Origin of the sequence: Brucella anthropi ATCC 49188 (genome assembly GCF_000017405.1) — a bacterium.
Lineage (GTDB): Bacteria > Pseudomonadota > Alphaproteobacteria > Rhizobiales > Rhizobiaceae > Brucella > Brucella anthropi.
Genome location: NC_009667.1, coordinates 1,087,501 through 1,111,111, shown reverse-complemented (window position 1 = coordinate 1,111,111; position 23,611 = coordinate 1,087,501). Strand labels below are relative to the sequence as shown.

Genomic DNA, 23,611 nt, shown 5'->3' with positions numbered 1-23,611 from the left:
GAAAAGTGGAAGCCGGTTTTCGGATCAGATCATGCTAAATCATTTGAGCCGCATATAGGCGACCATGACGCCGACAATCATCGCAGCCGGAACGAACAAGGCGTCGAGACCGATGAAATAATGGCCGAGACCGCCGCCGACAGCACCCAGCATCAGGGACAGCCAGACCGCCACATGCTGCAGCCAGCGCCATTTCGGCGTTTCACCGCGCAGCGAACAGGCAAGATCGGCGGCAGCGTTGAAAAGCGTACCGGTCACATAGGTCACGCCGAGACGCGCAGCTCCGATGGGCTGCACCGCAGCATTCTGCGCGCCCATGGCTGCGGCAAGCAGCAGCACCGGCTGGACCAGCAATGCACCCTCGCGCCGCAGCACGCCGACCAGCAGCAGGATCGCCACCACGCTTGCCATCACATAAAGACTGCCCGCACGACCGTATGAACGCACCGCAAGCGTGCCGAAGAAGGCGCCGGAAAAGAACAGCACGATCAGGATCGCGGGAAACCAGACCAGCACAGTGCCCTGCACGCCGGGCTGTCCCGCGAGTGCGACGCCAAGCTGCGTGGTGTTGCCGCTCATGAAGGATGCGAAGAAGCCGCCCAGTTGCAGGAAAGCAATCGCATCGACGAAACCAGCCGATGCAGTCAGAACCAGACCGAGCGAAAGTTTGGAATTCGGTGTCATGGGATTGAACTTGGGAATGAAGAAACCCGGCTTGCGGGAAGCCGGGCCTGTTCAGAAGAATATTTACAAGTCAGGCGCGTTTGACGATGCGCAGGATAATCAGGAGGATGGCCGCGCCGATAAAGGCGTTGACGATCGAGGCAATCATCCCTCCACCAACGGAAAACCCGAGACGCGGCAGCAACCAGCCTGCAAAGAATGCGCCGATCACGCCGACGATGATATTGCCGATCAGGCCGAAACCACCACCCTGCACGACCTTGCCAGCCAGCCAGCCGGCGATCAGACCTACGAAAAGAAATACGAGAAGACTTCCAACATCCATGCGTTTTTCTCCCTCTCAAAACGCAACCGTTCGGTGCGCCTGAAGCGAGTTGACTATATGTTGGGCGGCGGCACAAGGGGGCGGAAGCTCCTCCCCCTGTTAAATCAGGCTACCAGATGCCTGAAAGCCGCGACGACTTCCTCGTAAACCTTGCGCTTGAAGGGAACGATCAGTTCCGGCAGCTTGACCATCGGTTTCCATTCCCAGCGGTCGAACTCGGCAGTGTGTCCGCCGGGCGGCGGGTTGATGGCGATTTCACTCTCGTCGCCTTCAAAACGATAGGCAAACCACTTCTGCGTCTGGCCGCGATACTTGCCCTTGAGCGCCTGGCCGACCAGATGCGGCGGCAGGTCGTAATTGATCCAGTCCGACGCTTCTTCGAGCAGCGATACCGACTTCATGCCGGTTTCCTCGTAAAGTTCGCGGATAGCTGCCTCGAGCGGCTCCTCGCCCTTGTCGATACCGCCCTGCGGCATCTGCCAGAGCTGGGTCGCGCCATCCATCTCGTCGCCCGGAATGACGATACGACGGCCAGCCCAGACCAGACCGGCCTTGTTCAGCACCATGAGCCCGACACAGGGACGGTAAGGCAAGCTTTCGGGATCGACGGGACCTTTGTGCTTCGACATGACATTCTCCATGATATGCAAACTTATAGCATTTCCAGCAAAAGTGCGAAGCGGTTTTGTGCAGGATAATGCGTAAAAACAAAGAGATAGAGTATTTCCAACGATTCAGTTCAAACCGGAAATACTCTACTGCCGTTCGGGGTCGCGGACCAGCGCCGAGACCGGCACGATTTCAATGCCGCGTTTCTTGACCTCATTGGCCCATTCGGCAACTGCATCGACGGTCACCGCAAAGGCCGAGCCGGTGCCGATGGCGCTGCCATTGGCACGCGCAGTCCGCTCCAGTTCATCGAGACGATCAAGGATCGCGCCGCGCTCCTGCGCCGCATCGATCAGAATATCAGCCGCCGCGAAAGGCACCGCATCGCTTCCTGCAATCCGGTCAGCCTGACTGCGCGCCGAGGTGCCGTCATCGAGATAATACAGGCCGCGCTTTCCAATCTCGCCCAGCACCGGCGAAAAGGCTTCGGTCTCGGATGTAAAACGCGCGCCCATATAATTCATCACACCGGCATAATTGGTCATCCGCGACAGCGCCCACAGCAAGAAAGCCTGGTTCTTGCTGGCACCATCATCCACCGTCAGCGTATTGCGACCGGGATTAATGCGCGGATAGTCGAAAGGCTCCATCGGCAATTGCAGCACAAGTTCATGACCGTTTTGCCGGGCTGCCTGCATCCAGCGCTGCAAACTGTTGCCCTGCGGCGCAAATCCGAGCGTGACTTCCGGCGGAAGCTTGTCGACCGCCTCCATGCTGCCGGTCTGTGACAGCCCAAGACCGCCGATGACGATGGCAATCCGCGCGCCCCGCGCGCCGGACCATCCGGCTGCATAGGCATCCATGGGGCGCAGACCGTCTGCACCACGCACCGGAAGCGGGCCGGTGGGGCTTTGCTCGACCAGCGCCTGTTCCGGCAGATGGGCAACACGCTTATCCTGCCCGGATTGATGCGTGTTCTGCACCACGACCACATTACCCTCCGCCATACCGGTGGCGGCACCTGGCATACCGGGCGGCATATCCGGCGTGACCTTGATGATGGCAGGCCCCGGCTGACCGCTTGCCCCGCGCAGCGCACTGCCGGGCGGCGGCGTATTACCGGTTACGGGCTTCGCTTCAGTCTTGTTGGCGACTGGCGCTTCGATCTGCGTCGGGTCCACGGCGGCGGTTTCGGTTTTGCGAAAAGCTGCCTGATTGTTCTGCCAGATGGCGAATACCGCGCCCCCGGCAAGGCAAAGCCCGCCTAAAATGACAAGGCCTGTCATGAACGAACGAAAAGCGCGGGAGCGTGAGCCCCCGCGCTTTTGCGGTTTCTTATCCAGTCCTAACGGGCTGTTCAGATCCAGCATGGAGCGATCAGTTCAACACACCCTTCTTCGGATCCGGCGGGAATGCGGCATTGGCCACCTCACCACGCAGGAGCTTGAAGGCTTCGTTGAGCTGGATGTCGTCCTTCGGATCAGCCGGGACATAAGCCGACGAACCAGAGCCATTGTCATCCTCGGCATTGCCCTTGATGTGGCCCTTGAGTTCGGATTCGCCGCGAACGACGTCCTCACCCTTCAGTTCCGGCGGCAAAGGCTGGTCGACCTTGATGTCGGGTGTGATGCCCTTGCCCTGGATCGACTTGCCCGACGGCGTATAATAAAGCGCCGTCGTCAGACGCAGAGAACCGTTTTCGCCAAGCGGGATGATGGTCTGCACCGAACCCTTGCCGAAGGACTGCGTGCCGAGCACCGTGGCGCGGCGATGATCCTGCAATGCACCGGCAACGATTTCCGACGCACTGGCCGAACCGCCATTGATGAGAACGATAACCGGCTTGCCGTCAGTCAGGTCGCCCTTGCGTGCATCGAAGCGCGTCACATCCTGCGGATCGCGACCACGGGTCGAGACGACTTCACCCTTGTCGAGGAAGGCGTCGGAAACAGCCACAGCCTGATCGAGCAGACCGCCCGGATTGAGGCGAAGATCCAGCACGAAGCCCTTGAGCTTTTCGGCCGGAATCTTGTCCTGAATATCCTTGATCGCCTTCTTGAGGTCTTCGGATGTCTGTTCGGTGAACGAGATGACGCGCAGATAGCCGATATCGTTCTCGACGCGATAGCGAACGGCCTTCACCTTGATGACAGCGCGTGCGATCTTCAGCGTGATCGGCTTGTCGACGCCCTGGCGCTGGATCGTCAGCTCGATAGACGAACCGATTTCACCGCGCATCTTGTCGACCGCATCGGTCAGCGAAAGACCGCGAACTTCCTGCCCGTCAATCTTGGTGATGAGATCGCCTGCCAGCACACCGGCCTTGGAAGCGGGCGTATCGTCAATCGGCGCGATGACCTTCACGAGATCGTTGTCCATCGTCACTTCGATGCCAAGACCGCCAAACTCACCCTTGGTCTGCACGCGCATGTCCTGCGCGGCTTCCGGGTTGAGATAGGAGGAATGGGGATCGAGCGAGGTCAACATGCCGTTGATCGCGCTTTCGGTCAGCTTCTTGTCGTCCGGCGGCGTCACATATTGCGCGCGCACCCGTTCGAAAATATCACCAAAAAGGGCCAGTTCCTTGTAGACATCGCTATCTTTCCCTGCCGCAAAAGCAGTGGAAGCCGGCGCGCCCTGGACCATCACCATGGCTGACGCCCCCAGAAGGGCCCCGGCGAACAGCAGCGATAGTTTACGTATCATTTTCACGTCCTTCCAGAAAGCCGTTCGGTCCACCAAGGGGCGGGATCGACGGGTTTTCCATCCTTTCGAAATTCAATGTAAAGCAATGGCGCACCATTGCCCACCTCTATCGGTGCAACACTTGCCAGAAGTTTTTCTCCCATCGCGCCGACCGGCTCTCCCGCAAGTACAAACTGGCCTTGCGATACGTCGATTCGACCCATGCCAGCCATGACGACATGATATCCATTGCCCGCGTCGAGTATCAAGAGCTGCCCGTAAGAACGGAATGTGCCTGCGTAAAGTATCACGCCATCGGAAGGTGACGTAATCGTGGCAGAAGGCAAGGTTTCAACGACCTGCCCCATCATGCTGCCGCCGACACCGTCCTTCTCGCCGAAGCGACGCATCGTCTTGCCAGCTGCAGGCAAAGCGAGCTTGCCTTGTAGCGAAGCAAAATCAATCTGGGCTCGCAGATGATTGTCGTTCGGCGTTGCTTCTCCGGCCTTTTCCCTTGCTGCGGCAAGGCGATCCGCCTCGGCCTTGCGAGCGGATTCGGCTGCATCGCGCACGCCCGCCATCTGCTTGTCGAGCCCGTCGATAAGGTCTTTCAGGCTGCCTGCCTTGGCCGCCAATTCTTCCGAACGCTGGCGCTGCGCATCGATTTCCTGTTCCGATTGCGACTGCAATTTCTTCTTCTCCTCAAGAAGAAGTGATTGCCGTTTCTGCTCTTCGGCCTGAACCGTGCGCGTCGCCTTCAGCTTTTCCTGCTCTTGCCGGATGGAGGCAGTGACCCGCTGCATATCCTTCAGGTCGCCCGTCAGCTCTTCCACCTGCTCACGCATTTCAGGCACGACAGCACCAAGAAGCACGGCGCTGCGCACTGAAGCCAGAGCATCGTCGGGCCGCACCAGAATGGCAGGCGGCGGGTTCAGCCCCATGCGCTGCAATGCGGCCAGCACCTCCGCCAGAACGCCGCGCCGTGCGCGCAGCGACGAGCGAATGCCATCTTCCTGCTCGCGCAGCGCGGTAAGCTTGTCGGCAATATCGGCAATATCCTGCTGCAGCTTCTTGTCGGTCTTGGCCGACTGGATCAGTGCTGCGGTAATGGTGGTCTGGTCCTTCTTGAGCCCGGCCACCTCGTCTTCAAGCTGTTTCAGCTTGTCGCCGGTGACGGTGAGTTCGCCGCTGAGCTTTTCATATTCGCTCGCCGCCTGATCACGCTGCTGCTGCAAGGCTTCCTGCGCAAGAACCGACGGCGCGCAGACGAACAAGCCAGCCAAAACGAGGCCAGCCTGCGTGAAAGCAAGCAATCGTGGTCTTTTGAAAAGGCGTTCAGGACTCATGCGTGTTCTATCAGGACGAAACAAGGCCAAATTCAGAGCCGAAACTAGACTGAACCCGTTAACGAACCATCAACCATAAATACCGCCGCTAACGGATCGCTGGTTAAACCGGCCTTCGCACGATAAACCGGTCGTCATGAATGCAAAAGCACTGAAAACGATGACGGAGGATTGGCGCGAAGGGCGCGGCTATGTCCATACCTATATTTGCGAGCATATCATGGCGGCAAAGCGTTCCGACCGCGCCTTCATCGTTGAAACTCTTGCTAAGGCCGGTCTGGAGATCACCCGGCAAGCAGCAGATGGCCTTACCGTTCTCATTCCCGAAAGCGGTAAGAGTTTCACGCTGAGGGGCGCAGTCTACAACCAGCCCCCATATCAGGACCTGTGATACGGATGCCCGGCCAGAATGGTGGCGGCGCGATAAAGCTGCTCGGCAATCAGGATGCGGGCGATCTGGTGCGGCCACGTCAATTCGCCCAGCGCCAGAACGAGGTCGGCGCGTGTTCGCAATGCCGGATCGTGGCCGTCCGGCCCGCCAATGGCGACGATGAGCTGGCGCTTGCCATCGTCCCGCATCCGCCCGATGCGATCCGCAAAAGCTTCCGATCCGAGCGCCTTGCCGCGCTCGTCGAGAAGGATCAAGGCAGCTCCGTTATCGAGAGCTTCATGGATGCGCTGGGCTTCTTCGGCCTTGCGCAACTCTGCCGTCTGGCCCCGGCTTTCGGGAATTTCGCTCACACCGGCGAATTCAAGCCCCAATGGCGGTCCAGCTTTCGAAAATCGGTCGAAATAACGCTCGACCAACTCCCGTTCGGGGCCGGCTTTCATCCGGCCCACGGCAAAAACACTCACACGCATGACGCTCTCAATTCATCGAACTAAAGCGTTTCACGCTTTAATCTTCTTTTTTCGCGCATGTTTTATCCCAAAACCGTTCCCACTTTTGGAAAGTACGATGCGTAGATTCTATAGTTTAGAGCGACCTTTGTGCGTCCTTAAGGACGCACGGCGCTCTAATGCACCAATCCCGGCGCACGTTCGGTGTCGAACGCGTCGAAACCCTCGTCGAGCCAGATCTTCTCGAGATTGTAGAAGTCACGGACTTCCGGTCGGAAGACATGGACGATGATGTCGCCGGTGTCGATGAGAACCCAGTCGCCACTCTCGAGACCTTCGACCCGTATATCCTTGCAGCCTGCTTCACGCAGAGCCTGCAGGAGATGGTCGGCAACCGCCGTCACATGGCGATGCGAACGGCCCGACGCGACGATCATATAATCGCCGATCGTTGATCTTCCGCGAATGTCGATGGGGATGATGGATTCTGCCTTGGAGTTTTCGAGACTGGCCAAGGCCGCGTCGAAGGTCTGGGACACGAGATTGGACTCGTCCATCCTGACCGTTGAAGGCGCGTGATGAGCCTTCTTCTCAATTGCTGTTCTCAGTGTATTCCCTTTCTCAGCAGAACAACGCCGTGTGGCAGTTATAAGCACCACACTCCCTAAAATAGGCAGAGTCCCTGTTTTGTTTCAAGACTATCGGCTTTTCCAAACCGTTCACTTTTTCAGTTTATCCGCCCGTTTTGCATATATCTTGTCGAAATCGTCATGAAAGCATCAAGATCATGTACGGGATTTGCGGATCGCGCTGGATGAGAGCGACGAACGCGGTCCATGGATGAAGGTCCAGGCCGGAGGTGTGCGACGCGCCAGCATCGGCGCATATTGTTCATCGACGCGACTGTCGGAGAATGTCTGCGCCATGCGTGACGACAGATAGGCCAGCGTCGAACCCGGCCGGTCGATAACCGCAATCGGAAAATTCTGCGCAATCTCGCGCCAGCGCTGCCAGCGATGGAAGGAGGCGAGATTATCCGCCCCCATCACCCAGACAAAATGGACGCCGGGATTGGCATCGCGGATGAGCGCCAGTGTATCCGCCGTATAACGCACGTTGAAGGCTGCCTCGAGCGCCGTCACCTTGATGCGCGGATCGGATGCAATTTCCTCGCTCAGTTTCAATCGATCGGCAAGCGGCGCCAGTTCGCGACTGTCCTTCAGCGGATTGCCGGGCGTCACCATCCACCAGAGCTGGTCGAGCTTGAGCCGCCGGATTGCGATTTCCGCCACCAGCGCGTGCCCGCCATGCGGCGGGTTGAACGAGCCGCCGAACAGCCCGACCGCCATGCCCTTCTCGACATAAGGCATGCGCAGATAATGCGCATCGACACCAGGATATTGCGCCTTCAATGCGGAAAGCCCGAAGCCGAATTTCATTCGAACCTAACCACGGATCTGACCGTCACCGCGAACGCGATATTTGAACGAGGTCAGCTGCTCCACGCCGACCGGTCCACGCGCATGCATCTTGCCGGTGGCAATGCCGATTTCCGCGCCCATGCCGAACTCGCCGCCATCGGCAAATTGCGTCGAGGCATTGTGCAGGAGAATGGCGGAGTCGATCTCGTTGAAGAAGCGCGCAACCGCTGCCGCATCCTCAGCCACGACAGCTTCCGTATGGTGCGAGGAATAGCGGTTGATGTGCTCAATGGCGCCCGAAATACCGTCAACCAGCGCAACGGAAATGATCGCGTCGAGATATTCGGTCGACCAGTCCTCTTCGGTTGCAGGCTTTGCTGCCGGATAGAGCGCCAGCACGTCCGCACTCCCGCGAATTTCACAACTCTTGGCAGCCAAGTCTTCAAGGATCGGCACCAGATGCATCGCAGCTGCGGCACGATCGACCAGAAGCGTTTCCGCCGCGCCGCAAATGCCGGTGCGCCGCATCTTGGCATCGACCGCAATCTTGCGGGCCATGTCGAGATCGGCGGACTTGTCGATATAAAGATGGCAAATGCCTTCCAGATGCGCGAAGACCGGCACCCGCGCTTCCGACTGAACGCGCGCAACAAGGCTTTTTCCACCACGCGGCACGATCACATCAATCGCACCGTCCAGACCTTTCAGCATTTCACCAACAGCGGCCCGGTCGGTCACTGGCACGATCTGGATCGCATCGGCTGGCAGGCCGGCTGCTTCGAGCCCCCTGACCAGTGCTTTATGAATGGCAGCCGACGAATGCGCCGAATCCGAACCGCCACGCAGGATAACGGCATTGCCTGCCTTGAGGCACAGCGCACCGGCATCCGCAGTCACATTGGGGCGGCTTTCATAAATGACGCCGATCACACCGAGCGGCGTGCGCACGCGTTCGATATGGAGCCCGTTCGGACGATCCCATTCGGCAATCACTTCGCCCACCGGATCAGGCAGGGCTGCGATAGCGCGAATACCGTCAGCGATGGCACTGATCCGGCCGTCATCGAGCGCCAGCCGGTCAACGAAAGAGGCTGCCATGCCGTTCTTTTCCGCATTGGCCAGATCAAGCTTGTTGGCTTCAAGAATATCGCCACGCGCTTCAAGCATCGCATCGGCGGCAGCAATCAGCGCCCTGTTCTTCTGTTCAGTGGTAGCGATGGAAAGAGGGGCTGCGGCAGCGCGCGCCTTGCGGCCCACTTCCGCCATCACTGCAGCAATGTCGTTTGCCGTTTCTGCCTTGGTCAGCATCCCATCTCTCCTATGCGACTTCTGCATTGCTGGCAGCACGCACAACCAGATCATTGCGATGGATCATCGCCGCGCGAGCATCATAGCCAAGAATTTCACTGATCTCATCGCTTTTATGGCCTGCGATCTTGCGCGCGTCCTCGGCATCATAAGCGATCAGTCCGCGCGCGATTTCGCGTCCGTCCTCGTTCAGCACCGCAACCGTATCGCCACGCTCGAACTGGCCGTCGATTTCCTTCACGCCCGCTGGCAAAAGCGACTTGCCCGATTTCAGCGCCTTGGCCGCACCGGCATCCACCGTCAAACGGCCGGCCGGTTCAAGATTGCCGGAAATCCAGGTTTTCCAGGCATTGACCGGCGCACGCGCCGGTTCAAACAACGTTGCGCGCTCCCCGCGATCAATTGCCGAAAGCGGGCCGAAACGCGTGCCCGAGGTAATAATCATCGCGGTCCCTGCCGCATTGGCGATCTTGCCCGCGTCGAGCTTCGTCTTCATGCCGCCGCGCGACAGTTCCGACGCCGCCGCTCCCGCCATGGCCTCGATCTGCGGGGTGATGGTTTCGACCAGCGGCAGAAACTCGGCGTCCGGGTTCTTGTGGGGCGGGGCCGTATAAAGCCCGTCAATATCCGACAGCAGGACAAGCAGGTCCGCGCCCATCATGGTCGCTACACGTGCGGCCAGACGATCATTGTCACCATAACGAATTTCGGTGGTTGCCACCGTATCGTTCTCGTTGATGACCGGCACGGCCTTCAGCTTCAACAGCGTCTCGATGGTCGCGCGCGCGTTGAGATAGCGGCGGCGCTCCTCGGTGTCGGACAGCGTGACGAGAATCTGGCCTGAACGGATGGAATGACCGCCAAGTACATCGGCATAGGCCTTGGCGAGCGCGATCTGGCCTGCGGCGGCTGCGGCCTGACTTTCCTCAAGTTTCAGCGCCTTCTTCGGCAGCCCCAGAACGGTGCGTCCAAGTGCAATAGCACCGGAAGAAACCACCAGCACCTCGACGCCTGCATGATGCAGAGCGGCAATGTCCTGCCCGAGGCTTTCCAGCCAGTCCCGCTTGAGACCGGCTGCTCGATCCACAAGAAGGGCGGACCCGATTTTAACAACGATGCGGCGATAGTTTTTCAGTTGCTTCAGCATGCCTTCATTCCCCTCGCCGCATCCAAAGCGCATCCCGAAAAGTGTGAAACGGTTTTCGGACAAGATGCGCGCCCAAATAAAATCCGACGCTTATTCTTCGGCTTCCGCCGTACCGGCCTCTGCGGCGCGGCTCTGGTCGATGACGCTTGCGAGCTGGCGCAGAGCATCGTTCAGACCTTCATGGCTGACGGCTGAAAGCAGCAGCGGGTCGCGCCCACATGCCTTTTTCAGCGCCTTGACCTTGGCCTTGCGCGCTTCAGGATCAAGCGTATCAATCTGCGACAGCGCAACGATTTCCGGCTTGTCGGCAAGCCCGTGTTCATAGGCCTCAAGCTCACCACGAATGACCTGATAGGCCTTGGCGACATCTTCTTCCTGCGCCGAAACCAGATGCAGCAGAACGCGCGTGCGCTCGACATGGCCGAGGAAACGGTCGCCAAGACCGACGCCTTCACTCGCACCTTCGATCAAGCCCGGAATATCGGCGATGACGAATTCGCGGCCATCCACGCGGGCGACGCCCAGATTGGGATGCAGCGTGGTGAACGGATAATCGGCAATCTTCGGCTTGGCAGCTGTCACACTTGCAAGGAAGGTGGATTTTCCGGCATTGGGCAGACCGACCAGACCAGCATCGGCGATCAGTTTCAGGCGCAGCCAGATGGTGCGCTCGATGCCTTCCTGTCCGGGATTGGCGCGGCGCGGCGCGCGATTGGTCGAGGTCGTGAAATGCAGATTGCCGAAGCCACCATTGCCGCCCTTGGCCAGCCGGTAGCGCTGGCCGATTTCGGTGATATCGCAGATCAGCGTTTCGTCGTCTTCCTCGAAAATCTGCGTGCCGACCGGCACCTTGAGAATAACGTCGTCGCCCTTGCCGCCCGTCATGTTGCGGCCCATGCCATGCATGCCGGTCTTGGCCCGGAAATGCTGCTGATAGCGATAATCGATCAGCGTGTTGAGGCCGTTTACAGCCTCGACCCAGACATCGCCGCCGCGTCCACCATCACCGCCATCGGGGCCGCCGAATTCGAGAAATTTCTCGCGGCGGAACGAAACCGCCCCCGCACCGCCATTGCCGGAGCGGATGTAGATCTTTGCCTGATCGAGAAACTTCATCTGAACGTAACCTTCTTGGATGCCCGCACTCTGGCGGGCTTTTGGGCGGCAGACGCCCTGAATATTGTTACATGCGGGCCTGTGCCCGCATGTGGTGTGTTGCAATTACAGCAAAAGCGGCCTCCTGCAAACAGTCGAGGAGGCCAGATTTCATCCGAGTTTGTCTTTCCAGACCGGATCGGTGAAATCGATATAGATCAATTCCTGATCCAGATACTGGCCCTGCACGTAAAGTGACTTGGGTTCGACACCGAAAGTCTTGAAACCGAGCGCATAATAGACGCGCTTGGCGGCTTCATTCGTGGCCACCACCTTGGCATCCAGAACGACGACCTGCTTTGCGGCATGGTCGATGACCTTGCTGACGAGAGCCTTGCCCAAGTCCAGCCCGCGCGCTTCGGGGGCCACATAGACACCCCAGAGCGTGCCGCGATGGCGTTCGGACTTGCGGTCGTGGCGGAAAAGGCCAGCCGTTCCCAGCAGGTTTTCACCGTCGAAGGCACCGAAAACCACATTGCCGTCCACCTGCTCCAGACGGCGTGCGAACACGCTGTCCGAATAGGCATTCTCTTCTTCGAAACTCGAACCGAAGGCCATTGGCGCACGCTGCAAAGCGCTTAATCTTATGGCTCGATAGCGATGCAGATCGCCCTTTTCGAGCGCACGCACCACGATCTTCTCGCGTGCGATTGCATGAGTATCCATCATTTCATTCCCCGTTATTGTTGGTCCTGCGACCTATAAGGTTTGGCACGCAGGACCTTTTGTTTACGACTGCCAGCTTCTCAGCCCGATCCAGGTGCGACGATCAAGGACATAGCGCTCGACCGGCACATTGCCTGCGGCAAGCGAATCCGCCATGCCCATGCTGCTGAACTGGAACCCGCACTTGTGGATCACCCGGCGGGAGCCGCCATTGCTGGCCCGGCACGAGACATGCAGCCGCTCGATGGCAGTTGCACGGAAAGCCAAATCGATCAGGGCGTGAGCGGCCTCGGTGGCAAAGCCGTGCCCCCAATAGGGCTCACCCAGCCAGTAGCCGATTTCCAGCCCCTCGCCATGCTTATGCGCATGAATGCCGCAGCAGCCCATAAAGATGCCGGTTTCCGCTTGCGTGATGGCGTAGATGCAATTGCCCATCTCGCCTTTTCGCACGCGCTCGACAAAATCGACCGCATTTTCACGCGTGTATGGATGCGGCATGCGGGCAAGCATACCGGAGACGCGGGCGTTATTGGCAAGATAGGAAATCGCATCCACGTCTTCGACATGCGGCGGGCGCAGGACCAGCCTTTCAGTGACGAGGACAGGACAGTCTAGTTCATAAGCCAGATCGGGGGCCAGATCATCTGCCAGACTGGTCGCCAAGCCGACAGCCTGGCCGGGCGACAGATCGGTGTAACTGTCTCTTCTTTCGCTACTGCTTGCGTCGTAACAATCTTCTTCCAGAACTTCGACAACCATTTTTCGTTCCTCCAGATGCAAAAAGGGAAGATGGTGGCCCCATCTTCCCTTCGATCTTTTGGCTAGGCTGCCATTTGCACCGGGTCCGATGGGACGCCGGTGCTTTAGAGAGTGCCCGGCTTACTCTGCTGCTTCCGCGATCGGGTCTACCGATACGTACGTGCGGCCGTTGGCTTTCGTACGGAAAGATACAGAACCGTTCGTGGTTGCAAAAATCGTGTGGTCCTTGCCGAGGCCAACATTGGCGCCCGGATGCCACTTCGTGCCGCGTTGGCGCACGATGATGTTGCCGGCGAGCACAGCTTCGCCGCCAAACTTCTTCACGCCAAGGCGTTTGGATTCTGAATCGCGACCGTTACGCGAGGAACCGCCAGCTTTTTTGTGTGCCATTGGTGTTCTCCTTTAATCTCTCTACTTACTCAGCCGACTCGGCCTTGGCTGCTGCCTTCTTAGGCGCTGCCTTCGGAGCCTTCTTCTCGGCGGCCTTCTTGGAAGGCTTTGCGCCGTCGGTGAGGATCTCCGAGATACGGATGGTCGTCAGTTCCTGACGATGACCGCGGGTGCGCTTCGAATTCTGACGACGACGCTTCTTGAACGCGATGACCTTGCGGGCACGGCCCTGTTCGACGACTTCGGCGGTGACAATAGCACCGGCGACGGTCGGGGCGCCAATGGTCGAGCCGACCATCAGAACTTCTGCGAATTCTACGATGTCACCGGCTTCGCCAGCAACTTTTTCGACCTTGATGAGGTCGTTTGCGGCAACGCGATACTGCTTGCCACCGGTCTTGATGACTGCGAACATTTGTTGTCCTTTCGGTTGTTCGGTCCGGCTCTCATTTCCACGACATTGGCGTCGAAGTGATGGGCCGTCTTTTTATCAGTCGGTTGATGAGCGGGCTTTTGGCCCCTGATCGCAGCCCGGAAAAGTCCGAAATCTGCAATCAAAACAATAGGCGCGGACTACCCCACGCCTAAGGTCTGGTGCTTATAGGTGTGAAGCGGCAGAAAAGTCAACAATTTTCACAACGGAATGCAAATTAGGTCTTGTCTAATTGCCTCTGGCTCGTTAATGAGCCGCTACACACTTAGCATTCGCTTTAGATGCTTTTCAACGGCGCGATTTTTATAGATCGTTTTACCGTAGTGCACAATGCGGAGAGGTGGCTGAGTGGTCGAAAGTACCGCACTCGAAATGCGGCGTGGGGGTAACTCCACCGTGGGTTCGAATCCCACCCTCTCCGCCATATCACTTCAAGGTTGCGTGTCTTCCTGACAGGTATTCTCGGGCTTGCAGACCAGTCCGGCCTGCGCCAGCAGACCAGCTACGCCATCACGTGCGCCCAGCCCCTCGGGGTCGCACAGATATTCCATGTGATCATTCAAATATCCGGCCATAGGCGCACGCCAGTCAGGCGAGGTTTCGATCATCTGTTCAGATGTATAAAGCAGATATTCGACATATGCCCCATAGGCCGTGAGCTGCGTCGTGCCTCTCAGCGCACAATAATCGGCCTGGGCCAGCTCGGGCTTTTGCACCGTCAGATTCAGAAACTCGCGATATATTTCGCGCGCTGTCTGGTCGCGCTGAATGAGATCAGCCTGACCGACCTGATAGGGAATGATAACCAGCGCCGAGAGCGCGGCAAAGGCTGTAGCAATCCCGCCCAGAGCGGTTAACGGTTCAGTATTACGCCGCAACCAGTTCCACATGTTCAGACCTTGGGTTGCTCATGGGTGGCACAATGGATACCACCGCCAACCTCACCCACTGGATCGATATTCAATGTAACAATCTCCCGACCGGGATACAGTTTTGCAAGAATAGCAGCAGCCCGTTCATCGGCTTTACGATCCCCGAACTCGGCAGCTATCACCGCGCCGTTACAAACGTAGTAATTGACATAGGAAGACACGAAATCGTGGCTTTTCGAGCGGATATTATAAGGCTCCGGCAGAATAACCATATCGAGTTTGCGACCCTCAGCATCGGTGGCTGCGGCCAGAATGTCGTGCGTTTCGAAGGCAGCAGCCGACCAGGGGTCGTCGGGATCGATCTTATCTCCCATCTGGATTACCAGCTGTCCCGGCTTAACAAAACGGGCAAGCGCATCGATATGATAATCGGTGATATCGGCACCAATGATTCCGGGCGCCCAGATCATCTTGCGGGCGCCCATCGTATCCAGCAGCATCTTCTCGATTTCCGCTTTGCTGCCCCGATTGCGATTGCCATTGACGAAGGTGCTTTCATGAGCGATCAGCGTGCCATGGCCGTCGGTTTCAACACCGCCGGCTTCCCCCACCAGCCCGGTGTCGAAAACCTGCAACCCCAGCCGTTCGGCTATCCGCGCGGCGATCTGACCGTCTGCCCCATGGGTCTGCTTGTTGCCCCAACCGTTGAAGTTGAACTGCGTGACGGCGAGACCACCCTTGCCATTCACGACAAAGGAGGGACCGGAATCACGGCACCACAAATCATCGGTTGGAATGTCCCATAATTCCACATTCCGCGACACAAGCTTGCGAACTGCGCGGTGGTGCTGTGCCGCCGCCAGCATCACGACCGGCTCGAATTCAGCAATGGTGTTGGCGATTTTCGCGATCGTTTTCTGAATGTCATCCAGAAAATCAGGATCGTCATAGACCGTCGGATTCACCGGCCATTGCATGAAAGTGCGTTCATGCGGTTCTGTTTCTTCCGGATACCAAAAACCGGCAGAACGAGCCGATTGACCTTCAGCCTGCCCTCTCTGTGACTGCGTAGACATAGCAACGGCAGCAGCGGCAGCACCCAACAAGGTTTGGCGACGGGTCATCATCGTATCACCATGAAAATAAAAAGGAAAAAATGTATTTTAGAGCATCTTTATATACGGTAGAGCGACCCGGTCTTGCTGTCAACAAAGGCCCGCTTCTCCGCGACACGTAAACCATGCTAGAAGCGTATCATGACTGTGTTATCCGCCGTTACTCCCGTCTATCACCCTCCGCTGGAACCCTACCTCTCGATCCTTCATCGCGATGCAGGCTTTCTCGTGCTGGATAAGCCGAGCGGCCTCTTATCCGTACCGGGGCGTCACCCTGCATTGTCGGACAGTCTCGCAACACGCGTTCAGGAACAGTTTCCGCAAGCCCAGATGATCAATCGTCTCGACAAGGACACGTCGGGCCTTGTGCTGATGTCGCTCAACCGCAAGGCACATGCTGCCATCGCCTCGCAGTTTGAAGCGCGGACGACGCAAAAATCCTACGTCGCGGTGGTCTGGGGGCTTGTCGAAGATGACGAAGGGCTGATCGACCTGCCTCTGGCCATAGACCCCGACAACAAACCGCGTCATCGTGTCGACCGTGAAAATGGCAAACCAGCACAAACCCGTTGGCGGGTTCTGGATCGGGACGAGAACACAACGCGTCTGCGGCTCCATCCCCTCACAGGGCGCACGCACCAGCTGCGTGTACATATGAAAGCGCTCGGCCACGTGATCCTTGGCGACGAATTCTATGCCGAAGGTGAAGCGCTGGCTGCTGCAGATCGCCTTCTGCTGCACGCGGAAGAATTGTCTTTCCAGCATCCCGATGGTCGTTCCGTGACCTTTACCGCGCCCTGCCCCTTCTGAGAGCATCCATGTCGCAGAAAATCGATACATCGGAACTGGTCGTTGATTTCGTCGGAGGCGCTGTCGGCCACCGGTTTCGTTCCGGCGAAGGACGCGGACAGGCTCTCGCCAAGGCCGCAGGTCTGACACGCGATGCCACGCCGGAAATCGTGGATGCGACGGCGGGGCTCGGACGCGACGCATTTCTGCTGGCATCGCTGGGTGCAAAGGTAACTTTGATCGAGCGTTCCGAAAAGATGCACGCTCTTCTCGCTGAAGGGCTGGCGCGCGCTGCTGAAGAAGGCGGTCGCTATGCCGAGACTGTCGCGCGCATGACACTTCTGCTGGGTGATTCCAGCCTGCTCCTGCCGGATCTGAAGCCGCAGGTCGTGCTGGTTGACCCGATGCACCCTCCGCGCGGGAACAGTGCGCTCGTCAAAAAGGAAATGCGGCAAATCCGCGAGATCGTCGGCACAGATCCGGATGCCGAAAGACTGATGCAAGTGGCGCTGGAAGCCGCGCAGAACCGCGTGGTGCTGAAATGGCCCCTGCGTGCCGACCCAATGGTCGGATTGCGCAAACCTTCCCACCAGATACTCGGCAAAAGCACGCGCTATGATGTGTTCGTCAAAGCCAAGCTGAGTTGAACATCATGCAGCAATTATGACTGGTCGCTCCCGCCTGTAGTGGATCCGCGCAACATTTCGCCGGAATAGACACTGAGGCCATTGCGCCCTTTCGCCTTGGCGTCATACATGGCCGCATCCGCAGCCGCCAAGAGTTCCCCCGCCGCACCGCCATGTCTTGGGAAACAGGCGACGCCGATACTGCAGGTGACCTCCAGACATGCCCCGTCCAGTTCGACCGGCTCGCTGATCTTCCGCCTGATTTCGTCCAGCCGGGAGCAAAAATCACCTTCATCCGCCTGCAAAACCAGAATGAATTCATCGCCTCCCATGCGACCGGCTAGTTCACCGTCGCGCAGGAGCACCGAAATCCGTCCGGCAATCCGTTGCAGGAGCTTGTCTCCCGCTGCATGGCCGAGCGTATCGTTGACCGGTTTGAACTGATCCAGATCGAGAAAGCCAACAGCCACCCTCCGAGATCGGGAAGCTGCCTGTTGGAGAATCTCGTCGAGCCTTCGCTCCAGGAAGGCCCTGTTCGCCAGTCCCGTCAGCGTATCGTGTTCGGCCAGATAGCGGATGCGCTCATCGGCAATGCGCCTGTCTATGGCAATGCCGGTCAGCCTCGCTGCAGTAGTGAAAAACTCCCTGAGATCAAGGTCTTTCGAAGCGTCAACATCGGCCACCAAGCCTAGAAAACCGTGCCCCTCAGCGTCCGCAGACGGAATCTCGATGCAGAATATGGTTTGGCTGTCTGGAAGCAATGTCCTCAACACCACTTCGAGACTCGCGGCAGAAAGCGGCTCAAGCCCACCTCTCAAACCGGTCACCAGTTGAGGCAGCGAAGGCGCGGATATGACGACTTCGTCAGTCGTTTCCCCGGTAACCATGGCAACACAGTGAACACCAGCTGTAATATCTTCCAGCAAATGTGCCAGCTGATCGACAAATTCCGGTATGGCAACCGCGCTGACCGTCATTTCCAGAATACGGGCCTGAACCTGCATGAAGCGTTCAGCCCTTTTCTTGATGGAAATGTCACGAGACACACCCACGACGCCGATAATATTGCCGCTTCTATCGCGCAAAGGCACGCGCGAGATCATGAGCCAGCGATCAGCCCCGCCGCGCATGGCGCGTTCTTCATAACCGAGATCCGGCTGGCCGCTTTCCATGACCTGCTTTTCGATTTCGGAAATGCGAGCAGTGATCGCAGCTTCACCATGAATTTCGAAGTCGGTCAGTCCGACCAGATCTCTGATGTCCGATAGTCCGTTGTTGCGAACCACAGCATCATTGGCAAACAGGAACCGACCCTGCAGGTCCTTGGCATAGATGAAATCTGGCACGTGATTGATCATTGCGACGAGCCAATTGAGCTGCTCTTCGCCTGCACAGGCGTGATCGCCCGGGTTCAGTTGTGATGGCTGACACCCCGCGTGAGCAGGATGTAGATCACCCTCATTCTTATCGGCATCTTGCAATGCCTTATTTGCCAGACCTTTAATGGATAGAGCCCCTCCATGCTTTCATGACCATATTAGCAATCTTTTGATTAGTGGGAATGGCATAAAACGGTCGTACCATCGCTTTGCGTCACATCCGATACTCTTTTCCGTGACTTTACGTGTGGTGTGCAAACTGCCAACATCACTCCGGAGTACAACCATTTAGGTTTCCGGTAACGGGGACGAACATCCAGTTTCATTTAGGCAGTTCTTTCACAACAAAACATTCCGATGACGAGGTCTCATGAAACAAGGCATCGACCTGACAACAGCCCCGATCAATCAGGCTTTGCTGCTTTTTGCGTTGCCGACGCTTGGCTCTTCCATATTGCAATCGGCCAACGGTTCGATCGATACGATCTGGATCGGCCAGTTGCTGGGCGAGAATGCACTTGCTGCGACGACAAACGGCAACCTGGTCATGTTTCTGCTAACCGCCTTTGTCTTCGGTTTCGGCATGGCATCGACGATCCTGATCGGACAGGCATTCGGGCGGCGTGATGTCGAGACAGCGCGCGCAATAGCGGGCACCACGGTTGGTACTTTCGTGCCGCTTAGCATTGTCGTCGCCATCATCGGCTGGCTACTCGCCCCAAAGGTGTTGGATTTGCTCGGAACGCCTGAAGCAATTGAACCGCTGGCGCGCGCGTTTCTGCAAGTTACGTTCCTCGCCATGCCGGCGATTCTGATGCAGACGACATTGATGATGGCATTGCGCGGCAGCGGCGACGCCATGACCCCGCTCATATTCATGGGAATGGCCGTTCTTTTGGATATAGCGCTCAATCCCCTTTTCATTCTGGGCTGGGGGCCGTTGCCCGCACTCGGTATCGCAGGGTCTGCCCTGGCGACGGCTGCCGCCAATTACATAAGCCTCGCAGCGATGCTTTATTATATCTACTACCGTGATCTGCCTTTGCGCCTGCGCGGCGAGGAATTATGGCTTCTAGTTCCGGACCGGGAATTACTGCAGCTGATCTTCACCAAAGGACTGCCAATGGGCGTCCAGATGATTGTGGTTTCCAGTTCGATGCTGACCATGATGCGGCTGGTCAATCAGGAGGGGGTCGATACGACAGCCGCCTTCGGCGCTACGCAGCAGCTCTGGACTTATGTGCAGATGCCGGCAATGGCGCTTGGCGCTGCTGTCAGCGCCATGGCTGCCCAGAATATCGGTGCGGGAAAATGGGATCGCGTGAGTTCGATAACGCGTATAGGGGCGATTTATGCAGTTCTGATGACGGGAGCCCTGGTTGTGCTGCTGCTTCTCGCGGATCGACAGGCCATGCAGATATTTCTCGGCGCGGACAGTCCGGCAATCGCGATAGGCCAGCACATCGGGCAGATCGCGACCTGGGGCTTCATCGCCTTCGGCGTATCGATGGTTCTTTTCGGAACTGTAAGAGCAAACGGCCAGGTTATCTGGCCGCTCATCATTCTCTTCGTATCCATGTACCCGGTGCGTCTCGGTGTCGCCATTGGTCTGCGTGAACAGTTTGGTTCCGATGCGCTCTGGCTGAGTTTTCCAGCTGCAATGGTATCAACCCTGCTGATGGCGACGGTCCTTTATTTTCACGGCGGATGGAAAAAGAACTCATCGATGCATATCGACGCCCACGAACTTCAAGGGGAAGCGGCTTGTGTATCGCAATCGACAGAAGCCGCCCCATCGAGCAATGCGCTTGCTCCCAATGCTCCGCTTGTGGTGGAAGTCGAGCCCGGGACGTAAAGTTCCTGTTCAACCGATGGACCGCATACAGTTCACGCTCCGTCAAGGCTACACAAACGATAGGCTGGTTGGGTTATTGTTTCACAAGCTTCACCTGCAAGGGCACGGGGCGTGACACGATCCCCGTCTGTACGACGAAAGGAATCCTTCATGCTCCAACTAAGACCTATGCGAGAGGATGAGTTCCCGACTTATCTCGGCTATTTCATTCCTGACTACGCAGCGGAGGTTGCATCAAGTTATCGTCTTTCCGACGTAGCCGCTCTTGATCAGGTAAAACGAGAAATGGCTTCGGACTTGCCCGACGGTGTCAATACGACTGACCAGATCTTGCTGTGTTTGATCGACCCTGCCTGCAGTCCGGAAAAGCTTCTCGGCTATCTCTGGTACAAACAGGATCCAGCGAAACAGGTAGCATTCATTATGGACTTTTACATCTTTCCCTCTTTACAGGGGAAGGGATACGGCAAGCTGGCCTTAACAACCCTGGAGGTCGACTTAAAGCGTCAAGGCTTTCAGCAAATCAAGCTCCGCGTCGCCGCTGACAACGCGCGTGCCAGGCATGTTTATGATGCAACGGGATTTCATGTGACGGGTATCAATATGAATAAGTCCCTCACTTAGTGGGCATTGGGAGCCAGGCTTCCGGACACACTCGATTTTTCATACGATGACTGATAGCTGAGGTTGTTACGCCGAGCTCGATTGCAGCCATTTTCATGCTTTTGCGGCGTACGATTGTCACGAATATGTTGAGATCAGCCAGCGCGGAGCGATCGAGGTTCACGATTGTCTTCCTTTGATAACGAGGCTGTTTGATAGCTTAAGCAGATCAGTTTGTCGTTATGGTTGGGACGGGGAGGTTTTGCAGCTGCCTAGGCTGCTTTGGTCAAAAAAAAGCCCGCGTTGCGGCGGGTTTTGATTTGGTTTTTGGCTGGTGCCTGGTTGCGTTGTCGGGGGATTGTTACGCTGGATCGTTTCTTTTTGCTGCCCACCCTTGGGGTTATGAGCGCGCTGCGGTGCGTGCGTATAGAACTCGCTTCCGTGCATCGATATTAGGTCGAACGGTCTTCTGCGAGAAGAAGGAGCCAGCTCGCAAAGATACGAACATCGGATATGATCGAGAGATTTATGTATTTTCGTGGGAATTTGGTTGCGGGGGCAGGATTTGAACCTGCGGCCTTCAGGTTATGAGCCTGACGAGCTACCGGGCTGCTCCACCCCGCGCTATGGGTGTTTTGTATGTATTTGAGAAGATAGTTTGATTTGTGTTCTTGGCAGACCTGGCAGCGACCTACTCTCCCGTGTCTTAAGACAAAGTACCATTGGCGCTGGAGCGTTTCACGGCCGAGTTCGGAATGGGATCGGGTGCAGCCGCTCCGCCATAACCACCAGGTCGGCGAAGAACACAAATTTGAGAAGCTGGTTGTCTTTCGTGCAGATAAATCAGCGATAAACGCTGATAAACAATAAGCACACGACTGTGTGCCGGCGCCTTTGCGCCGCCCACCCGGAGCCATTCACGAAGTGAATAAGGCGTGAGGGGCAAAGTTTTCATCAAGCTACGCTTGATGGATATTGTAAATGGGAGTGATCAAGTCGATCGAGCTATTAGTACCGGTAAGCTACATGCGTTGCCGCACTTCCACACCCGGCCTATCAACGTGGTAGTCTTCCACGGCTCTGATAGGGAATACTCGTTTTTAGGTGGGTTTCCCGCTTAGATGCCTTCAGCGGTTATCCCGTCCGTATATAGCTACCCTGCTATGCCGTTGGCACGACAACAGGTCCACCAGAGATACGTCCATCCCGGTCCTCTCGTACTAGGGACAGATCCTATCAATATTCCTACACCCACGGCAGATAGGGACCGAACTGTCTCACGACGTTCTGAACCCAACTCACGTACCGCTTTAAATGGCGAACAGCCATACCCTTGGGACCTGCTCCAGCCCCAGGATGCGATGAGTCGACATCGAGGTGCCAAACAACCCCGTCGATATGGACTCTTGGGGGTCATCAGCCTGTTATCCCCGGCGTACCTTTTATCCGTTGAGCGATGGCCCTTCCACGCGGGACCACCGGATCACTATGACCGACTTTCGTCTCTGCTCGACTTGTCAGTCTTGCAGTCAGGCAGGCTTATGCCATTGCACTCGACGAACGATTTCCGACCGTTCTGAGCCTACCATCGCGCGCCTCCGTTACTCTTTAGGAGGCGACCGCCCCAGTCAAACTACCCACCATACACGGTCCTGGACCCGGATAACGGGCCGCAGTTAGACATCCATATAGGCAAGGGTGGTATTTCAAGGATGACTCCACAATGGCTGGCGCCACTGCTTCAAAGTCTACCACCTATCCTACACATGCCGACACGAATGCCAGTGTAAAGCTATAGTAAAGGTGCACGGGGTCTTTCCGTCTAACCGCAGGAACCCCGCATCTTCACGGGGAATTCAATTTCACTGAGTCTGCGTTGGAGACAGCGGGGAAGTCGTTACGCCATTCGTGCAGGTCGGAACTTACCCGACAAGGAATTTCGCTACCTTAGGACCGTTATAGTTACGGCCGCCGTTTACTGGGGCTTCAATTCAATGCTTGCACATCTCCTCTTAACCTTCCAGCACCGGGCAGGCGTCAGACCCTATACGTCGTCTTGCGACTTCGCAGAGCCCTGTGTTTTTGGTAAACAGTCGCTACCCCCTGGTCTGTGCCACCCCCACCTAGTTGCCTAAATGGAGGTCACGCTTCTTCCGAAGTTACGCGTGCATTTTGCCGAGTTCCTTCAACGCAGTTCTCTCAAGCGCCTTGGTATTCTCTACCAGTCCACCAGTGTCGGTTTAGGGTACGGTCTATATGCAGGAGCTATTTCCTGGAACCGCTTCGCTGCAAGATCAATCCAATAAGACCTTACAACACACGCGATCCGTCACTACCTGCAGGCCCACGAATATTAACGTGGTTCCCATCGACTACGCCTTTCGGCCTCGCCTTAGGGGCCGGCTAACCCTGCTCAGATTAACTTTAAGCAGGAACCCTTGGACTTTCGGCGAGGGAGTCTCTCACTCCCTTTATCGTTACTCATGTCAGCATTCTCACTTCCGATACCTCCAGGATGTCTCACGACTGTCCCTTCACAGGCTTACGGAACGCTCCGCTACCACGCACAAATGTGCATCCACAGCTTCGGTGTATGGCTTTAGC

Annotated in this window: 25 protein-coding genes, 2 tRNA genes and 2 rRNA genes (1 of these 29 cut by a window edge); 6 read left to right on the top strand and 23 right to left on the bottom strand. The window is 57.2% G+C overall.

Annotation, left to right across the window (positions count from 1 at the left end; all coding sequences use genetic code 11):
• Positions 1 to 39: 39 nt before the first annotated feature.
• From OANT_RS05520 to OANT_RS05495, 6 genes are all read right to left on the bottom strand, one after another.
• Entirely contained in the window at positions 40 to 684 is a 645-nt protein-coding gene (locus OANT_RS05520; protein WP_012091233.1) for a YoaK family protein, read from the bottom strand.
• 70 nt (positions 685 to 754) lie between these two features.
• Positions 755 to 1,009 (bottom strand): GlsB/YeaQ/YmgE family stress response membrane protein, encoded by a 255-nt coding sequence (locus OANT_RS05515; protein ID WP_012091232.1) that lies wholly within the window; start codon positions 1,007 to 1,009, stop codon positions 755 to 757.
• A gap of 104 nt (positions 1,010 to 1,113) precedes the next feature.
• Positions 1,114 to 1,638, bottom strand: coding sequence for an RNA pyrophosphohydrolase (locus tag OANT_RS05510; RefSeq protein ID WP_012091231.1), 525 nt, complete (start codon positions 1,636 to 1,638; stop codon positions 1,114 to 1,116).
• Between the two features lie 126 nt (positions 1,639 to 1,764).
• Positions 1,765 to 2,988 (bottom strand): divergent polysaccharide deacetylase family protein, encoded by a 1,224-nt coding sequence (locus OANT_RS05505; protein ID WP_012091230.1) that lies wholly within the window; start codon positions 2,986 to 2,988, stop codon positions 1,765 to 1,767.
• 7 nt (positions 2,989 to 2,995) lie between these two features.
• Positions 2,996 to 4,324 carry a S41 family peptidase gene (locus tag OANT_RS05500; protein WP_010661509.1) on the bottom strand — a complete coding sequence of 443 codons (1,329 nt, stop codon included), beginning with the start codon at positions 4,322 to 4,324 and terminating at the stop codon, positions 2,996 to 2,998.
• A 2-nt stretch (positions 4,325 to 4,326) separates the two neighbouring features.
• Positions 4,327 to 5,649: a murein hydrolase activator EnvC family protein gene (locus tag OANT_RS05495; RefSeq protein WP_012091229.1), complete on the bottom strand. Its 1,323-nt coding sequence runs from the start codon at positions 5,647 to 5,649 to the stop codon at positions 4,327 to 4,329.
• A gap of 136 nt (positions 5,650 to 5,785) precedes the next feature.
• Between OANT_RS05495 and OANT_RS05490 the strand changes: the two genes are divergently transcribed.
• A complete protein-coding gene (locus tag OANT_RS05490; protein ID WP_012091228.1) occupies positions 5,786 to 6,040 on the top strand; it encodes a hypothetical protein in 255 nt (84 codons plus the stop codon).
• On the opposite strand, the gene rlmH is transcribed toward OANT_RS05490, so the two are convergent.
• The 10 genes from rlmH to rplU form a co-directional block, all read right to left on the bottom strand.
• Positions 6,028 to 6,510, bottom strand: a complete 483-nt coding sequence (rlmH, locus tag OANT_RS05485; protein ID WP_012091227.1) for a 23S rRNA (pseudouridine(1915)-N(3))-methyltransferase RlmH — start codon at positions 6,508 to 6,510, stop codon at positions 6,028 to 6,030. The two genes, OANT_RS05490 and rlmH, sit on opposite strands and share 13 nt — an antisense overlap.
• A 155-nt stretch (positions 6,511 to 6,665) precedes the next feature.
• On the bottom strand, positions 6,666 to 7,046 hold the full coding sequence (rsfS, locus tag OANT_RS05480; RefSeq protein ID WP_010661513.1) for a ribosome silencing factor: 381 nt from the start codon (positions 7,044 to 7,046) through the stop codon (positions 6,666 to 6,668).
• A 228-nt stretch (positions 7,047 to 7,274) separates the two neighbouring features.
• Positions 7,275 to 7,928, bottom strand: coding sequence for a nicotinate-nucleotide adenylyltransferase (locus tag OANT_RS05475; RefSeq protein ID WP_012091225.1), 654 nt, complete (start codon positions 7,926 to 7,928; stop codon positions 7,275 to 7,277).
• A gap of 6 nt (positions 7,929 to 7,934) precedes the next feature.
• Positions 7,935 to 9,218: a glutamate-5-semialdehyde dehydrogenase gene (locus OANT_RS05470; RefSeq protein ID WP_012091224.1), complete on the bottom strand. Its 1,284-nt coding sequence runs from the start codon at positions 9,216 to 9,218 to the stop codon at positions 7,935 to 7,937.
• A gap of 10 nt (positions 9,219 to 9,228) precedes the next feature.
• Positions 9,229 to 10,365 (bottom strand): glutamate 5-kinase, encoded by a 1,137-nt coding sequence (gene proB, locus OANT_RS05465; RefSeq protein WP_012091223.1) that lies wholly within the window; start codon positions 10,363 to 10,365, stop codon positions 9,229 to 9,231.
• Positions 10,366 to 10,455: 90 nt separating this feature from the next.
• A complete protein-coding gene (gene obgE, locus OANT_RS05460) occupies positions 10,456 to 11,481 on the bottom strand; it encodes a GTPase ObgE (protein ID WP_012091222.1) in 1,026 nt (341 codons plus the stop codon).
• Between the two features lie 150 nt (positions 11,482 to 11,631).
• Positions 11,632 to 12,189, bottom strand: a complete 558-nt coding sequence (locus OANT_RS05455; RefSeq protein ID WP_012091221.1) for a GNAT family N-acetyltransferase — start codon at positions 12,187 to 12,189, stop codon at positions 11,632 to 11,634.
• A 60-nt stretch (positions 12,190 to 12,249) separates the two neighbouring features.
• The gene (locus OANT_RS05450) at positions 12,250 to 12,945 is read right to left on the bottom strand and encodes a GNAT family N-acetyltransferase (protein WP_012091220.1); all 696 of its coding nucleotides are present in this window, start codon (positions 12,943 to 12,945) and stop codon (positions 12,250 to 12,252) included.
• Between the two features lie 120 nt (positions 12,946 to 13,065).
• On the bottom strand, positions 13,066 to 13,335 hold the full coding sequence (gene rpmA, locus OANT_RS05445) for a 50S ribosomal protein L27 (RefSeq protein ID WP_010661520.1): 270 nt from the start codon (positions 13,333 to 13,335) through the stop codon (positions 13,066 to 13,068).
• 25 nt (positions 13,336 to 13,360) lie between these two features.
• Entirely contained in the window at positions 13,361 to 13,750 is a 390-nt protein-coding gene (rplU, locus tag OANT_RS05440; RefSeq protein WP_010661521.1) for a 50S ribosomal protein L21, read from the bottom strand.
• Between the two features lie 352 nt (positions 13,751 to 14,102).
• On the opposite strand from rplU, the gene OANT_RS05435 reads away from it, so the two are divergent.
• A tRNA-Ser gene (locus OANT_RS05435) sits at positions 14,103 to 14,192 on the top strand.
• 7 nt (positions 14,193 to 14,199) lie between these two features.
• Here OANT_RS05435 and OANT_RS05430 read toward each other — a convergent pair.
• The gene (locus tag OANT_RS05430; RefSeq protein ID WP_012091219.1) at positions 14,200 to 14,658 is read right to left on the bottom strand and encodes a hypothetical protein; all 459 of its coding nucleotides are present in this window, start codon (positions 14,656 to 14,658) and stop codon (positions 14,200 to 14,202) included.
• A gap of 2 nt (positions 14,659 to 14,660) precedes the next feature.
• Positions 14,661 to 15,767: an agmatine deiminase family protein gene (locus OANT_RS05425; RefSeq protein WP_012091218.1), complete on the bottom strand. Its 1,107-nt coding sequence runs from the start codon at positions 15,765 to 15,767 to the stop codon at positions 14,661 to 14,663.
• Between the two features lie 129 nt (positions 15,768 to 15,896).
• Here OANT_RS05425 and OANT_RS05420 point away from each other — a divergent pair, with 129 nt between their 5' ends.
• Positions 15,897 to 16,565: a pseudouridine synthase gene (locus OANT_RS05420; protein WP_012091217.1), complete on the top strand. Its 669-nt coding sequence runs from the start codon at positions 15,897 to 15,899 to the stop codon at positions 16,563 to 16,565.
• Between the two features lie 8 nt (positions 16,566 to 16,573).
• Positions 16,574 to 17,191 (top strand): class I SAM-dependent methyltransferase, encoded by a 618-nt coding sequence (locus OANT_RS05415; RefSeq protein ID WP_012091216.1) that lies wholly within the window; start codon positions 16,574 to 16,576, stop codon positions 17,189 to 17,191.
• A 14-nt stretch (positions 17,192 to 17,205) separates the two neighbouring features.
• Here OANT_RS05415 and OANT_RS05410 read toward each other — a convergent pair whose 3' ends face one another.
• Positions 17,206 to 18,651, bottom strand: coding sequence for a diguanylate cyclase domain-containing protein (locus tag OANT_RS05410; protein ID WP_012091215.1), 1,446 nt, complete (start codon positions 18,649 to 18,651; stop codon positions 17,206 to 17,208).
• A gap of 268 nt (positions 18,652 to 18,919) precedes the next feature.
• Here OANT_RS05410 and OANT_RS05405 point away from each other — a divergent pair, with 268 nt between their 5' ends.
• Together OANT_RS05405 and OANT_RS05400 are read left to right on the top strand one after the other, a co-directional pair.
• Positions 18,920 to 20,404: an MATE family efflux transporter gene (locus OANT_RS05405; protein WP_012091214.1), complete on the top strand. Its 1,485-nt coding sequence runs from the start codon at positions 18,920 to 18,922 to the stop codon at positions 20,402 to 20,404.
• Positions 20,405 to 20,554: 150 nt separating this feature from the next.
• On the top strand, positions 20,555 to 21,028 hold the full coding sequence (locus OANT_RS05400; RefSeq protein ID WP_012091213.1) for a GNAT family N-acetyltransferase: 474 nt from the start codon (positions 20,555 to 20,557) through the stop codon (positions 21,026 to 21,028).
• Here the strand turns inward: OANT_RS05400 and OANT_RS26310 are convergent.
• From OANT_RS26310 to OANT_RS05385, 4 genes are all read right to left on the bottom strand, one after another.
• Positions 21,021 to 21,191, bottom strand: coding sequence for a helix-turn-helix domain-containing protein (locus OANT_RS26310; protein ID WP_012093484.1), 171 nt, complete (start codon positions 21,189 to 21,191; stop codon positions 21,021 to 21,023). The two genes, OANT_RS05400 and OANT_RS26310, sit on opposite strands and share 8 nt — an antisense overlap.
• Before the next feature lie 363 nt (positions 21,192 to 21,554).
• Positions 21,555 to 21,631 (bottom strand) — tRNA-Met (locus OANT_RS05395).
• A gap of 54 nt (positions 21,632 to 21,685) precedes the next feature.
• A 5S ribosomal RNA gene (gene rrf, locus OANT_RS05390) occupies positions 21,686 to 21,800 on the bottom strand.
• A gap of 194 nt (positions 21,801 to 21,994) precedes the next feature.
• Positions 21,995 to 23,611 (bottom strand): 23S ribosomal RNA (locus OANT_RS05385) (it continues 1,290 nt past the right edge of the window).